This is a genomic window from Citrobacter sp. Cb041 (genome assembly GCF_030336655.1).
GTDB lineage: Bacteria > Pseudomonadota > Gammaproteobacteria > Enterobacterales > Enterobacteriaceae > Citrobacter > Citrobacter braakii.
In genome coordinates, this window is record NZ_JAOWDD010000042.1 from 313,915 (window position 1) to 328,032 (window position 14,118).

Below are 14,118 nucleotides of genomic sequence, written 5' to 3' on the forward strand. Positions count from 1 at the left end.
TTCAGAGCGTTACCTTCGCTCTCAATCAAGCAATGTCGATTTATCAGAGAGCCGTCAGGCTCCTACAGGAGAAAACCGATGAGTAAATTCCTGGACCGGTTTCGCTACTTCAAGCAGAAGGGCGAAACCTTTGCCGATGGGCATGGCCAGCTTCTCAATACCAACAGGGACTGGGAGGATGGATACCGCCAGCGTTGGCAGCATGACAAAATCGTGCGTTCAACCCACGGTGTAAACTGCACCGGCTCATGCAGCTGGAAAATCTATGTGAAAAATGGTCTGGTGACCTGGGAAACCCAGCAAACTGACTACCCACGCACTCGTCCAGATATGCCCAACCACGAGCCTCGCGGCTGCCCGCGTGGTGCAAGCTATTCATGGTATCTCTACAGCGCTAACCGTCTGAAATACCCGCTGATGCGCAAACGTCTGATGAAGATGTGGCGTGAAGCAAAAAGATTGCACAGCGATCCGGTAGATGCATGGGCATCCATTATTGAAGACGCCGATAAAGCAAAAAGCTTCAAACAAGCGCGTGGTCGTGGTGGATTCGTTCGTTCTTCCTGGCAGGAAGTGAATGAGCTGATTGCCGCATCTAACGTTTACACCATCAAAACCTATGGTCCTGACCGCGTCGCAGGCTTCTCGCCAATCCCGGCGATGTCGATGGTTTCTTATGCGTCCGGCGCACGTTATATGTCGCTGATTGGCGGGACCTGCCTGAGCTTCTATGACTGGTACTGTGACCTGCCGCCAGCTTCCCCGCAGACCTGGGGCGAGCAGACCGACGTACCGGAATCTGCCGACTGGTATAACTCCAGCTACATTCTGGCATGGGGCTCTAACGTACCGCAGACCCGTACCCCGGATGCGCACTTCTTTACTGAAGTTCGTTACAAAGGCACCAAAACAGTAGCAATTACCCCGGACTACGCAGAAATCGCCAAACTGTGCGACCTGTGGCTGGCTCCGAAGCAGGGAACCGATGCGGCGATGGCAATGGCGATGGGTCATGTCATGCTGCGCGAGTTCCACCTCGATAACCCGAGCCAATATTTCACCGACTACGTTCGTCGTTATACCGACATGCCAATGCTGGTGATGCTCGAAGAGCGCGACGGCTACTATGCTGCTGGTCGTATGCTGCGTGCTGCGGATCTGGTTGACTCTCTGGGCCAGGAAAATAACCCGGAATGGAAAACTGTCGCTATCAACAGCAACGGCGAAATGGTTGCGCCAAACGGTTCAATTGGTTTCCGTTGGGGCGAAAAAGGCAAATGGAACCTTGAGCAGCGCGACGGCACGTCCGGTGATGAAACCGAACTGCAGCTCAGCCTGCTGGGTAGCCAGGATGATATCGCAGAAGTGGGCTTCCCGTACTTTGGTGGCGAAGGCACCGAGCACTTCAGTAAAGTCGAACTGGAAAACATTCTGCTGCATAAATTGCCCGTTAAACGCCTGCAACTGGCCGATGGCTCTACGGCGCTGGTGACCACCGTTTACGATCTGACGATGGCCAACTACGGCCTGGAACGTGGTCTGAACGATGAAAACTGCGCGACCAGCTACGATGACGTGAAAGCGTACACGCCAGCGTGGGCAGAAAAAATTACAGGCGTATCACGTTCTCAGATTGTACGCATCGCCCGTGAATTTGCGGATAACGCAGATAAAACGCACGGTCGTTCGATGATTATCGTTGGCGCCGGTTTGAACCACTGGTACCACCTCGATATGAACTATCGTGGCCTGATCAATATGCTGGTGTTCTGTGGCTGTATCGGCCAGAGCGGCGGCGGCTGGGCCCACTACGTAGGGCAGGAAAAACTGCGTCCGCAAACCGGCTGGCAGCCGCTGGCGTTTGCTCTTGACTGGCAGCGTCCGCCTCGTCATATGAACAGTACCTCCTACTTCTATAACCACTCCAGCCAATGGCGCTATGAGACGGTGACTGCGCAGGAACTGCTGTCCCCGATGGCAGACAAATCCCGCTATAGCGGTCATTTGATTGACTTTAACGTTCGCGCTGAGCGTATGGGCTGGTTACCGTCTGCGCCGCAGTTAGGGACTAACCCGCTGTATATCGCGAAAGAAGCGCAGAAAGCAGGTATGACGCCGGTGGACTACACCGTTAAATCCCTGAAAGAAGGTTCTATTCGCTTTGCGGCAGAGCAGCCGGAAAACGGTAAAAACCATCCGCGTAACCTGTTTATCTGGCGTTCAAACCTGCTCGGTTCTTCCGGTAAAGGCCACGAGTACATGCTCAAGTATCTGCTGGGTACTGAACATGGTATTCAGGGCAAAGATCTCGGCCAGCAGAGCGGCGTGAAGCCAGAAGAAGTGGAATGGCAGGATAACGGACTGGACGGCAAACTGGATCTGGTCGTTACGTTGGACTTCCGCCTGTCGAGCACCTGTCTGTATTCCGATATCGTGCTGCCGACCGCTACCTGGTATGAAAAAGACGACATGAATACCTCGGATATGCATCCGTTTATTCATCCTCTGTCTGCGGCCGTTGACCCGGCCTGGGAATCGAAGAGCGACTGGGAAATCTATAAAGCCATCGCCAAGAAATTCTCTGAAGTTTGTGTGGGCCACCTCGGTAAAGAAACCGACGTCGTTACGCTGCCGATTCAGCACGACTCCGCCGCTGAACTGGCGCAGCCGCTGGACGTGAAGGACTGGAAAAAAGGGGAATGCGACCTGATTCCAGGTGTTACGGCACCGCACATCATGACCGTAGAGCGTGATTATCCGGCAACGTACGAGCGTTTCACCTCCATCGGTCCGTTGATGGAAAAAATCGGTAACGGCGGTAAAGGGATTGCCTGGAACACCCAGAGCGAAATGGATCTGCTGCGTAAGCTCAACTACACCAAGGCTGACGGTCCAGCGAAAGGGCAACCGATGCTGGATACCGCAATTGATGCTGCTGAGATGATCCTGACGCTGGCTCCGGAAACTAACGGTCAGGTTGCCGTTAAAGCCTGGGCGGCGCTGAGTGAATTTACCGGTCGTGACCATACGCATCTGGCGCTGAATAAAGAAGACGAAAAAATTCGTTTCCGCGACATCCAGGCGCAGCCGCGCAAAATTATCTCCAGTCCGACCTGGTCAGGTCTGGAAGATGAACATGTGTCTTATAACGCCGGTTATACCAACGTTCATGAGCTGATCCCATGGCGTACGCTATCTGGTCGCCAGCAGTTGTATCAGGATCACCAGTGGATGCGTGACTTCGGTGAGAGCCTGCTGGTGTATCGTCCGCCAATCGACACCCGTTCGGTGAAAGCGGTGATCGGCGAGAAATCTAACGGTAACCCGGAAAAAGCGCTCAACTTCCTGACGCCGCACCAGAAATGGGGTATCCACTCCACCTACAGCGACAACCTGCTGATGCTGACGCTGTCTCGCGGTGGTCCGATTGTGTGGATGAGTGAAGTTGATGCGAAGGATCTGGGTATCGAAGATAACGACTGGATCGAAGTCTTCAACAGCAACGGGGCGCTGACGGCGCGTGCAGTTGTCAGCCAGCGTGTGCCGGCCGGGATGACCATGATGTACCACGCGCAGGAACGTATCGTTAACCTGCCGGGTTCTGAAATCACCCAGCAGCGCGGCGGGATCCACAACTCGGTAACCCGTATTACGCCAAAACCAACTCACATGATCGGTGGTTATGCGCAGCTGGCATACGGCTTTAACTACTACGGTACCGTCGGATCAAACCGCGATGAGTTCGTAGTTGTACGTAAGATGAAGAACATTAACTGGTTGGATGGCGAAGGCAATGACCAGGTACAGGAGAGCGTAAAATGAAAATTCGTTCACAAGTCGGCATGGTGCTGAATCTCGATAAGTGCATCGGCTGCCACACCTGTTCAGTGACCTGTAAAAACGTCTGGACCAGCCGTGAAGGTATGGAGTACGCCTGGTTCAACAACGTCGAAAGTAAGCCTGGCGTTGGCTTCCCGAACGACTGGGAAAACCAGGAAAAATGGAAGGGCGGTTGGATCCGTAAAATCAATGGCAAGCTGCAGCCGCGCATGGGTAACAAAGCACTGCTGCTGGGTAAAATCTTTGCTAACCCGCATCTGCCGGGCATGGATGATTACTATGAGCCGTTTGATTTTGACTACCAAACGTTGCACAACGCCCCAGCAAACAGTAAGGCGCAGCCGATTGCCCGTCCGCGTTCGCTGATCACCGGTCAGCGGATGGATAAAATCACCAGCGGTCCGAACTGGGAAGAAATTCTGGGGGGCGAGTTCGAAAAACGCGCTAAAGACCAGAACTTCGAAAACATGCAGAAGGCGATGTACGGTCAGTTCGAAAATACCTTCATGATGTATCTGCCGCGTTTGTGTGAGCATTGCCTTAACCCGGCGTGCGTGGCGACCTGCCCAAGCGGCGCTATCTACAAGCGTGAAGAAGATGGCATCGTGCTGATCGACCAGGACAAATGCCGCGGCTGGCGTATGTGTATCACTGGCTGCCCGTATAAGAAGATCTACTTCAACTGGAAGAGCGGGAAATCTGAGAAGTGCATTTTCTGCTACCCGCGTATCGAAGCCGGTCAGCCGACCGTTTGTTCCGAAACCTGCGTAGGCCGTATTCGTTACCTCGGCGTACTGCTGTATGACGCAGATGCGATTGAAAGTGCGGCAAGCACGGAGCACGAGAAAGATCTGTATCAGCGTCAACTGGACGTGTTCCTCGATCCGAACGATCCGGCTGTTATTGAACAAGCGCTGAAAGATGGTATTCCGCTGAGTGTCATTGATGCCGCACAGCAGTCGCCGGTTTACAAAATGGCGATGGACTGGAAGCTGGCGCTGCCGCTGCATCCGGAATACCGCACGCTACCGATGGTCTGGTATGTGCCGCCTTTGTCACCGATCCAGTCTGCCGCCGATGCGGGTGAGCTGGGCAGCAACGGTATTCTGCCGGACGTTGACAGTCTGCGTATCCCGGTTCAGTACCTGGCGAACCTGCTGACCGCAGGCGATACTCAGCCGGTACTGTTGGCGCTGAAACGTATGCTGGCGATGCGTCACTACAAACGTGCGGAAACCGTTGACGGTAAAGTTGATACCCGTGCGCTGGAAGAGGTGGGCTTAAGCGAAGCGCAGGCACAGGAAATGTATCGTTATCTGGCGATTGCTAACTACGAAGATCGTTTCGTGGTACCGAGCAGCCATCGTGAACTGGCACGTGACGCGTTCCCGGAGAAAAGCGGTTGTGGCTTTACCTTCGGTGACGGTTGCCACGGTTCTGATACTAAATTCAATCTGTTCAACAGCCGCCGCATCGACGCTGTCGATGTGACCAGCAAAACGGAGCCGCACCAATGATTGAACTTGTCATTGTTTCGCGTCTGCTCGAGTACCCAGATGCAGCCTTGTGGCAGCATCAGCAGGAACTTTTCGATGCACTCGCGTCATCTGAGAACCTGGATAAAGAGGATGCCCAGACTCTGGGCATTTTCCTGCGCGATCTCACCGCGCAGGACATGCTGGATGTGCAGGCAAGCTATAGCGAACTGTTTGACCGTGGCCGCGCCACCTCGTTGCTGCTGTTTGAACATGTACACGGCGAGTCCCGCGATCGTGGTCAGGCTATGGTTGACCTGATGGCGCAGTATGAACAGCACGGTCTGCAGCTCGACAGCCGCGAACTTCCCGATCATCTGCCGCTGTATCTGGAATACCTTGCGCAGTTGCCGAAAAGCGAAGCATTAGGGGGGTTACAGGATATCGCGCCGATTCTGGCGCTGCTCAGCGCTCGCTTGCAACAGCGTGAAAGCCGTTATGCGGTGCTGTTCGATCTGCTGTTAAAACTGGCGAATACCGTTATCGACAGCGATAAAGTGGCTGAAAAAATTGCAGATGAAGCGCGTGACGATACCCCACAAGCGCTGGATGCGGTCTGGGAAGAAGAGCAGGTGAAATTCTTCGCCGATCAGGGGTGTGGTGAGTCGGAAATTTCCGCTCACCAGCGTCGTTTTGCCGGGGCCGTTGCGCCGCAGTATCTGAATATCACCACCGGAGGACAGCAATAATGCACTTCCTGAATACGTTCTTCTTTGACATCTATCCGTACATCGCGGGTTCTGTCTTTCTGATTGGCAGTTGGCTGCGTTATGACTATGGGCAGTATACCTGGCGCGCGGCTTCCAGTCAGATGCTGGATCGCAAAGGGATGAACCTGGCGTCAAACCTGTTCCACATCGGGATCCTGGGGATTTTTGCCGGGCACTTCCTTGGCATGCTGACACCACACTGGATGTATGAAGCGTGGCTGCCGCTTGAAGTGAAACAAAAGATGGCGATGTTCGCGGGTGGTGCCAGTGGTGTGATGTGTTTGATTGGCGGCGTCCTGCTGCTGAAACGCCGCCTGTTCAGCCCACGTGTGCGGGCGACCACTACCGGAGCGGACATTCTGATCCTCTCCCTGCTGGTGATCCAGTGCGCGCTGGGCCTGCTGACCATTCCGTTCTCCGCCCAGCATATGGACGGCAGCGAGATGATGAAGCTGGTGAACTGGGCGCAGACAGTGGTGACCTTCCAGGGGGGGGCGTCTCAATATCTGGATGGCGTCGCGTTCATTTTCCGTATGCACCTGGTGCTGGGTATGACGCTGTTCCTGTTGTTCCCGTTCTCGCGTCTGGTGCACATCTGGAGCGTTCCGGTCGAATATCTGACGCGCAAATACCAGATTGTTCGTGCGCGTCATTAATCGGTTATCTGTGTAAGACAAAACCCCGCTCCGGCGGGGTTTTTTTACGACTAATTGCCGGATAAGCATTGTGCATCAGGCAAATTGCCGACCCGAATTGAGGCTTGATCGAGGGCAAGGTATGGGGCATTACAGATGGATTGGATGCTGGTGCGTTATGAAGTGATGGTGGTGGGGGAAGGATTCGAACCTTCGAAGTCGATGACGGCAGATTTACAGTCTGCTCCCTTTGGCCGCTCGGGAACCCCACCAGGGGTATACTAATTTTATGAATCTATCGAAATGAATGGTGGTGGGGGAAGGATTACTCAGCGCGGTGCGCTTCGCCCTTCGGGTCGTTGCCTGCGGCAACGCTTTCTCGCTAACGCTCGAATCGAACCTTAGTCGAAGCTTCTCATCCTTCCCGTCTGGGCAGAATATGAGGCATAACAGATGGATTTGATACAGGTGCTTTATGAAGTGATGGTGGTGGGGGAAGGATTCGAACCTTCGAAGTCGATGACGGCAGATTTACAGTCTGCTCCCTTTGGCCGCTCGGGAACCCCACCAGGGGTATACTAATTTTATGAATCTATCGAAATGAATGGTGGTGGGGGAAGGATTCGAACCTTCGAAGTCGATGACGGCAGATTTACAGTCTGCTCCCTTTGGCCGCTCGGGAACCCCACCACGGGGTAATGCTAGTTACTGGCCTGCTTCCGTTAGAAGCGGGGCGCATCATATCAAATGATGCGCCCCTGTAAAGTATTCCGTTGATAAAAAAGAACTGGTTGCCTGATTTTTACGCGTAAAGATGTAAAGGTAACCAATTCAATTATCAATCGATTACAGAATAATCGTTCGGTTACCGTAAACAAAGACGCGTTGAGCCAGAACCTGATACAGCGCGCGGCTTAATACATTTTTCTCAACGTCGCGACCCGCACGCATCATGTCTTCCGCGGTGTAGGTGTGATCCACATGAATTACGTCCTGCATAATGATTGGGCCTTCATCGAGGTTATCATTCACGTAGTGGGCTGTTGCACCGATGATCTTCACACCGCGCTCATAAGCCTGATGGTAAGGGCGAGCGCCAATAAACGCTGGCAGGAATGAATGGTGAATATTGATAATCTTATTCGGGAAGCGTGAAACAAATGTTGGTGTCAGAACGCGCATGTATTTTGCCAGCACGACATAGTCAGGTTGGTGCGCGTCGATAGCGTCGGCCATTTTCAGGTCATGTTCGTCACGCGTTAAACCTTCGTGGCTGACCAGCTCAAATGGGATATCAAACCGTTCAACCAAAGGTCGCAGCGTCTCGTGGTTGCCGATCACAGCGGCGATTTCAACATCCAGCCCGCCATAATTGGCCTTCATTAACAGGTCACCCAGACAATGTGCCTCCTTGGTGACCAAAATGACGATACGGCGGCGTCCTGCTGGTGTTAATTCACGAATGGAGCCATCTGGAAGGGCACTATCCAGATCGGCAAGCAGCGTGACGTCGTTAAAAATACCCTCCAGTTCGGTACGCATAAAAAAGCGCCCGGTACGGTGGTCCACGAACTCATTGTTCTGCACGATGTTCAGTTCATGCTTGTAACAGATATTCGTAATGCGCGCGATCAGACCTTTTTGGTCCGGGCAAATAGTACGCAGCACTTTTCGTTGTAATGAATGCATTTGCAGCGGTGATCCTGTTGAGAATGTTTGCAAAATTGATACTGTCGGGCGTTGATTAGCCGCAGCACTTTTTAAATTTTTTACCGGAGCCACAAGGGCAGGTATCGTTTCGTCCAATTTGAGGGCGTGTACCGTCTATATAGTACCACTGACCGTTTTCTTTTAAAAAACGAGAGCGCTCGATAATTGCACCTGTTTTACCTTGTTCAGAAAATCGCGCAACAAAGCTGACATAGCCGATATTTTCTGTGTCTGCCGTTTGTTGTTCAAAAACGGTCAGCCCGAGCCATTCGGTGTGGCTAAATCCTGCGATAATGTCGTCGCGAAACTCGGCTGCATGACAGTCCGGATGCCAGGTCTTGATAAGGTAATCTGCGTCTTTCATCACAAAAGCACAGTAACGAGAACGCATGAGGTGTGACGGCGTAGGTGCTACTTGCGCGCCGGACACATAACGGTAGCAACATAGGCTATACTCGACAGCGCTACCACAGGGACAAAGCTGAGACACAAAGTACTCCCTGGAATAAAAAAACGGCGTAAAAACGCCAGGGTAGCACTATGTTAACTGAGCGGTAGCGATGTTGCTACGTCTGCAAGCCAGGGGAAGTTTGTACGTACAATGAGAAAAATAAAAATTGGGCTGGCGCTAGGTTCCGGCGCGGCGCGAGGTTGGTCGCATATTGGCGTTATTAAAGCCCTAAAGCATATGGGCATTGATGTTGATATTGTGGCAGGGTGCTCCATTGGTTCGCTGGTTGGTGCAGCCTACGCATGCAATAAGTTACCTGCTCTCGAACAATGGGTTTGTTCTTTCAGCTATTGGGACGTCTTACGTCTGATGGATCTCTCGTGGCGCAGGGGCGGTTTACTGCGTGGTGAACGGGTATTCAATCAGTACCGTAATGTCATGCCGGTAGAAGCAATTGAGCAATGCACTCGCCGTTTTGCAACTGTGGCTACTAATCTGAGTACGGGTCGGGAGCTCTGGTTCACGGAAGGTGATTTGCACCTGGCTGTTCGGGCCTCCTGCAGTATTCCTGGTCTGATGTCCCCTGTAGCGCATAATGGTTACTGGCTGGTCGATGGCGCGGTGGTGAATCCCGTTCCTGTATCCTTAACTCGCGCGCTGGGCGCTGATATCGTTATTGCCGTCGATCTGCAACACGATGCGCATCTTATGCAGCAAGATTTACTCTCCTTCAACGTCAGCAGTGATGCCGAAACGGGTGATGATGTTGACGCGCTTTCATGGCGTGCCCGACTGAAAGAGCGCTTGAGCAACATAACGGCCAGGCGTGCGGTAACCGCGCCGACGGCGATGGAGATCATGACGACTTCTATTCAGGTTCTGGAAAACCGTCTGAAACGTAACCGCATGGCCGGTGACCCGCCAGATATCCTGATCCAGCCGTTTTGTCCGCAAATATCCACGCTGGATTTTCACCGAGCCAGCGCAGCAATTGCTGCTGGACAACTGGCGGTCGAGAAGAAAATGGATGAGCTTCTACCCCTGGTGAAAACCAACATCTAACGCATTTTTTATCAACACTTAAGCAAATTCTGACAGGCGTGAGTAGCAATAGCATGCCACTATTTACTAAAGCCAGTCAGGGGGGAGAATATGACGCAGCCATTGGTCGGAAAACAGATTCTTATCGTTGAGGATGAGCCGGTATTTCGCTCACTCATGGACTCATGGTTTTCCTCTTTGGGAGCGACAACGGCGGTAGCTGGCGATGGACTTGAAGCACTTGAATTACTCGGGCACTTTAACCCCGACCTGATTATCTGCGACCTGGCTATGCCACGAATGAACGGCCTTAAGCTAGTAGAGTATCTGCGTAATCGTGGCGATCAGACCCCAATCCTGGTGATATCAGCGACGGAAAACATGTCTGATATAGCCAAAGCACTGCGATTGGGTGTGGATGATGTGCTGCTAAAGCCGGTAAAGGACCTGAACCGCCTGCGCGAAACCGTCTTTGCGTGTCTGTATCCGAATATGTTTAATTCACGCGTGGAAGAAGAAGAGCGGCTGTTTCGCGACTGGGATGCGATGGTTGGTGATCCCGCCGCTGCAGCGAAGCTGTTGCAAGAATTACAGCCTCCTGTGTCGCAAGTTATTTCACGATGTCGGATCAACTATCGTCAATTGGTAGCCGCCGATCAACCGGGGTTGGTACTGGATATTGCACCGCTATCGGACCATGACCTTGCGTTTTATTGTCTGGATGTGACGCGGGCAGGGGATAATGGCGTTCTGGCAGCATTGTTACTGCGGGCGCTATTTAACGGTTTGCTGCAGGAACAACTCGCGCATCAAAATCAACGATTGCCGGAGCTCGGTGCGTTATTGAAACAGGTTAACCATTTATTGCGCCAGGCTAATTTGCCCGGACAATTCCCTTTGCTGGTGGGTTATTACCACAGCGGATTAAAAAACCTGATTCTGGTATCAGCAGGGCTGAATGCGACATTAAATACAGGTTCCCACAATGTACAAATCAGCAATGGCGTTCCGTTGGGAACCTTAGGGAATGCGTATCTTAATCAACTGAGCCAACGTTGCGAATCCTGGCAATGCCAAATTTGGGGGGCCGGTGGTCGGCTGCGCCTGATGTTGTCTGCAGAATGAACAACCGAGTGGAGTGAGAATGAAATTGGCTCACCCCCCTCATGCTGTGAGTGCTACTATCAGCGCCAGATTTATTCGTATTTATCTTAATTATACCGACGCGCGTCCTTTTCAGACCAGAAGCTTGTCGCGGTACTGATATACTTGGATGCGATACAGATTGATGAACACGTTCAATACATGAACAGTCCAGGAGAGTTTTAAATGGCTGCCCTTAATTCAAAAGTCAAAAAGGCCGTTATCCCGGTTGCGGGATTAGGAACCAGGATGTTACCGGCTACGAAAGCAATCCCGAAAGAGATGCTACCGTTGGTTGATAAGCCATTAATTCAGTACGTCGTAAACGAATGTATTGCTGCGGGCATCACTGAAATTGTACTTGTAACTCACTCGTCTAAAAATTCGATTGAAAACCACTTCGATACCAGCTTTGAACTTGAAGCTATGCTGGAAAAACGTGTAAAACGCCAGCTTCTGGAAGAAGTGCAATCTATTTGTCCGCCACATGTCACTATTATGCAGGTGCGTCAGGGACTGGCCAAAGGTCTGGGCCACGCGGTATTGTGCGCGCACCCGGTGGTTGGCGATGAGCCCGTTGCGGTTATCTTGCCGGACGTCATTCTTGACGAATACGAATCTGATTTATCACGCGACAACCTTGCCGAAATGATTCATCGTTTCGATGAAACAGGCAGCAGCCAGATTATGGTTGAGCCGGTAGAAGATGTTACCGCTTATGGTGTTGTTGATTGTAAAGGCGTTGAATTAGCGCCGGGCGAAAGCGTACCGATGGTTGGCGTTGTTGAAAAGCCGAAAGCGAATGTGGCGCCATCTAATCTGGCCGTCGTGGGGCGTTACGTCCTTAGCGCGGATATCTGGCCTCTGCTGGCAAAAACGCCTCCGGGAGCCGGTGACGAAATTCAGCTGACTGATGCTATCGATATGCTGATTGAAAAAGAAACGGTTGAAGCTTATCACATGAAGGGCAAAAGCCATGACTGTGGTAATAAGCTGGGCTATATGCAGGCGTTCGTTGAATATGGTATTCGCCATAATACTCTCGGCGCTGAATTTAAAGCCTGGCTGGAAGATGAGATGGGTATTAAGAAGTAACCTGCTGGTATTATCAGGTCTGAACGGTGCTGTTAATCCAGCACCGTTTTTTTATACCTGAACTGGGTAGGGACTGTGCGAAGTACAGGTAAAAAAAATCCCGCCAGTGGCGGGATTTTAAGCAAACTATTTCTGAATTATTCCTTGATTAAGAAATCGTCCAGTTGTTTACCTTGTTCTTCCATCGCTTTTTTGATCACTGCCGGTGTACGACCCTGACCAGTCCAGGTTTTAGTTTCACCGTTTTCGTCAACATAGCTATATTTAGCCGGACGTGCAGCGCGTTTAGCTTTGGTGCCAGATTTAACAGCAGCCATGCTATTCAGCAGTTCGTTCGGGTCAATGCCGTCAGCGATCAGCATTTCACGATATTGTTGCAGTTTACGAGTACGTTCTTCAACTTCGGCAGCTGCAGCGCTTTCTTCTTCACGGCGCTCGCTAACAACAACTTCTAATTTTTCCAGCATTTCTTCAAGCGTTTCCAGAGTACATTCTCTTGCCTGCGCACGAAGAGTACGGATGTTGTTCAGAATTTTAAGTGCTTCGCTCATTGTAGTAATCTCAAACTTATATTGGGGGTGGTTTGTTGAGCTAATAATAGAGCGATAAATTCAGTTGTGCAATAGCCAGGAATGTAAGGAATTCAAAATTGCGCTTTATTTAGTATCAGAATTAATTCATCTGTCTTAAATTCACCGCGACGTTGGGCATAAAAAAGGCTTATTGGTGAGGGGGCTTCTCAGCGGCTGAGAGTAAAAATTCAAGATTCAGGTCACATTTTATGGTGTACAAATAGTATCTCTTTGCAGTGATTTCAACCTTTTGTATTAGTTTTGCTTACATGAATTCGCTAATACATGGCGACAGTGGGTAGATTCAATAACAATAAGGGAAGGGTTTCTTTATTGCCGTAAGAAGATAAGAGGTATGGATAAATTTCATGAGCACTATTTGTGAAAGAGTGTGTATATACCCGTCCAGTTTCAGGCTGCCTGGGCTATGACTGGAGTGTACTAGCGCTCCCATGTCACTTAAAGGATCGGTTATTTAGGCGACACTGAGCGAGTCTGAACGCCTATTTATACGCCTATGCAGGCAACGCTACACCGACACGTTCGTGAAATATGCTACAATCCTGCCCATATTTATTTCCCCGGGTGAGGGCCTACGGTCAATGGCACAGCTATATTTTTACTATTCTGCAATGAATGCCGGTAAGTCGACTGCATTGCTGCAATCTTCGTACAATTATCAGGAACGTGGGATGCGTGCCGTGGTATATACAGCGGAAATTGATGATCGCTTTGGTGCCGGAAAAGTAAGTTCACGTATAGGTCTGTCGTCACCTGCAAAATTGTTTAACCAAAATTCATCATTGTTCGAAGAGATTCGGGCTGAGAATGAGCAGCAAAGAATTCACTGTGTACTGGTTGATGAGTCGCAGTTTCTGACTCGACAGCAGGTTTATGAATTATCTGAAGTTGTCGATCAGCTGGATATTCCCGTGTTGTGCTACGGCTTGCGTACCGATTTTCGTGGTGAGTTATTTGGCGGCAGCGAATACCTGTTGGCGTGGTCAGATAAACTGGTTGAATTAAAAACCATTTGTTTCTGTGGGCGTAAGGCCAGCATGGTGTTGCGTCTTGATCAGGCAGGACGACCTTATAACGAGGGCGAACAGGTGGTGATTGGCGGGAACGAACGCTATGTATCGGTATGCCGTAAGCATTATAAGCAAGCACAGTCTGAGGGCTCTCTGACGGCGATACAAGAACGACACAACCACGACTAACTCTACGCGCTTCTGGGCGCTTATTAGCACAGGGTAGGCTGAGACATTCGCTAATGTTCGCTACCCTGTCAGACACTCTCCTGACGCTATTCTCGCATCCTCCTAAGCATCCTTTTGCAGGGCCATCCTTTACACGTCGCTGAATTGGTCATGTTTCGATTCTGAT

General features: G+C 51.2%; 11 protein-coding genes, 3 tRNA genes and 1 other RNA gene. 8 read left to right on the forward strand and 7 right to left on the reverse strand.

The window, feature by feature from the left end:
• Window positions 1-78 precede the first annotated feature (78 nt).
• Genes OGV52_RS20295 through narI form a run of 4 tightly spaced genes read left to right on the forward strand, consistent with a single transcriptional unit; the run spans window position 79 to window position 6,741 of the window.
• On the forward strand, window positions 79-3,822 hold the full coding sequence (locus OGV52_RS20295; RefSeq protein ID WP_047358964.1) for a nitrate reductase subunit alpha: 3,744 nt from the start codon (window positions 79-81) through the stop codon (window positions 3,820-3,822).
• On the forward strand, window positions 3,819-5,357 hold the full coding sequence (gene narH, locus OGV52_RS20300; protein ID WP_181221739.1) for a nitrate reductase subunit beta: 1,539 nt from the start codon (window positions 3,819-3,821) through the stop codon (window positions 5,355-5,357). Before OGV52_RS20295 ends, narH begins: the two co-directional genes overlap by 4 nt.
• Entirely contained in the window at window positions 5,354-6,064 is a 711-nt protein-coding gene (narJ, locus tag OGV52_RS20305; protein WP_016153282.1) for a nitrate reductase molybdenum cofactor assembly chaperone, read from the forward strand. Before narH ends, narJ begins: the two co-directional genes overlap by 4 nt.
• Window positions 6,064-6,741: a respiratory nitrate reductase subunit gamma gene (gene narI / locus OGV52_RS20310; protein WP_016153281.1), complete on the forward strand. Its 678-nt coding sequence runs from the start codon at window positions 6,064-6,066 to the stop codon at window positions 6,739-6,741. The genes narJ and narI overlap by 1 nt, the downstream gene beginning before the upstream one ends.
• Before the next feature lie 166 nt (window positions 6,742-6,907).
• On the opposite strand, the gene OGV52_RS20315 is transcribed toward narI, so the two are convergent.
• The 6 genes from OGV52_RS20315 to OGV52_RS20340 all read right to left on the reverse strand — a co-directional run bounded on the left by OGV52_RS20315 (window position 6,908) and on the right by OGV52_RS20340 (window position 8,920).
• Window positions 6,908-6,992: transfer RNA gene (locus OGV52_RS20315), tRNA-Tyr, on the reverse strand.
• A gap of 36 nt (window positions 6,993-7,028) precedes the next feature.
• Window positions 7,029-7,160: non-coding RNA, RtT sRNA (locus OGV52_RS20320), on the reverse strand.
• 44 nt (window positions 7,161-7,204) lie between these two features.
• Window positions 7,205-7,289 (reverse strand) — tRNA-Tyr (locus tag OGV52_RS20325).
• A gap of 36 nt (window positions 7,290-7,325) precedes the next feature.
• Window positions 7,326-7,410: transfer RNA gene (locus OGV52_RS20330), tRNA-Tyr, on the reverse strand.
• 156 nt (window positions 7,411-7,566) lie between these two features.
• Window positions 7,567-8,409, reverse strand: a complete 843-nt coding sequence (gene purU / locus OGV52_RS20335) for a formyltetrahydrofolate deformylase (protein WP_016153278.1) — start codon at window positions 8,407-8,409, stop codon at window positions 7,567-7,569.
• 55 nt (window positions 8,410-8,464) lie between these two features.
• On the reverse strand, window positions 8,465-8,920 hold the full coding sequence (locus OGV52_RS20340) for a YchJ family protein (protein ID WP_029139563.1): 456 nt from the start codon (window positions 8,918-8,920) through the stop codon (window positions 8,465-8,467).
• A 111-nt stretch (window positions 8,921-9,031) separates the two neighbouring features.
• Between OGV52_RS20340 and rssA the strand changes: the two genes are divergently transcribed.
• The 3 genes from rssA to galU all read left to right on the forward strand — a co-directional run bounded on the left by rssA (window position 9,032) and on the right by galU (window position 12,160).
• On the forward strand, window positions 9,032-9,943 hold the full coding sequence (gene rssA / locus OGV52_RS20345; RefSeq protein ID WP_016156731.1) for a patatin-like phospholipase RssA: 912 nt from the start codon (window positions 9,032-9,034) through the stop codon (window positions 9,941-9,943).
• A 90-nt stretch (window positions 9,944-10,033) separates the two neighbouring features.
• Window positions 10,034-11,047, forward strand: a complete 1,014-nt coding sequence (gene rssB, locus OGV52_RS20350) for a two-component system response regulator RssB (RefSeq protein ID WP_016153275.1) — start codon at window positions 10,034-10,036, stop codon at window positions 11,045-11,047.
• Window positions 11,048-11,251: 204 nt separating this feature from the next.
• Window positions 11,252-12,160, forward strand: a complete 909-nt coding sequence (gene galU, locus OGV52_RS20355; protein ID WP_016153274.1) for a UTP--glucose-1-phosphate uridylyltransferase GalU — start codon at window positions 11,252-11,254, stop codon at window positions 12,158-12,160.
• Window positions 12,161-12,297: 137 nt separating this feature from the next.
• Here galU and hns read toward each other — a convergent pair whose 3' ends face one another.
• Window positions 12,298-12,711 carry a histone-like nucleoid-structuring protein H-NS gene (hns, locus tag OGV52_RS20360; protein ID WP_003020723.1) on the reverse strand — a complete coding sequence of 138 codons (414 nt, stop codon included), beginning with the start codon at window positions 12,709-12,711 and terminating at the stop codon, window positions 12,298-12,300.
• Window positions 12,712-13,334: 623 nt separating this feature from the next.
• Between hns and tdk the strand changes: the two genes are divergently transcribed.
• Window positions 13,335-13,952 carry a thymidine kinase gene (gene tdk / locus OGV52_RS20365; protein WP_019076935.1) on the forward strand — a complete coding sequence of 206 codons (618 nt, stop codon included), beginning with the start codon at window positions 13,335-13,337 and terminating at the stop codon, window positions 13,950-13,952.
• Window positions 13,953-14,118: the final 166 nt, after the last annotated feature.

Excerpts from the sequence above, each read along its gene's own strand:
- purU (WP_016153278.1), bottom strand. The coding sequence starts at position 8,409 with ATGCATTCATTACAACGAAAAGTGCTGCGTACTATTTGCCCGGACCAA.
- narI (WP_016153281.1), top strand. The coding sequence starts at position 6,064 with ATGCACTTCCTGAATACGTTCTTCTTTGACATCTATCCGTACATCGCG.
- galU (WP_016153274.1), top strand. The coding sequence starts at position 11,252 with ATGGCTGCCCTTAATTCAAAAGTCAAAAAGGCCGTTATCCCGGTTGCG.
- rssB (WP_016153275.1), top strand. The coding sequence starts at position 10,034 with ATGACGCAGCCATTGGTCGGAAAACAGATTCTTATCGTTGAGGATGAG.
- tdk (WP_019076935.1), top strand. The coding sequence starts at position 13,335 with ATGGCACAGCTATATTTTTACTATTCTGCAATGAATGCCGGTAAGTCG.
- rssA (WP_016156731.1), top strand. The coding sequence starts at position 9,032 with ATGAGAAAAATAAAAATTGGGCTGGCGCTAGGTTCCGGCGCGGCGCGA.
- narJ (WP_016153282.1), top strand. The coding sequence starts at position 5,354 with ATGATTGAACTTGTCATTGTTTCGCGTCTGCTCGAGTACCCAGATGCA.
- OGV52_RS20295 (WP_047358964.1), top strand. The coding sequence starts at position 79 with ATGAGTAAATTCCTGGACCGGTTTCGCTACTTCAAGCAGAAGGGCGAA.
- narH (WP_181221739.1), top strand. The coding sequence starts at position 3,819 with ATGAAAATTCGTTCACAAGTCGGCATGGTGCTGAATCTCGATAAGTGC.
- hns (WP_003020723.1), bottom strand. The coding sequence starts at position 12,711 with ATGAGCGAAGCACTTAAAATTCTGAACAACATCCGTACTCTTCGTGCG.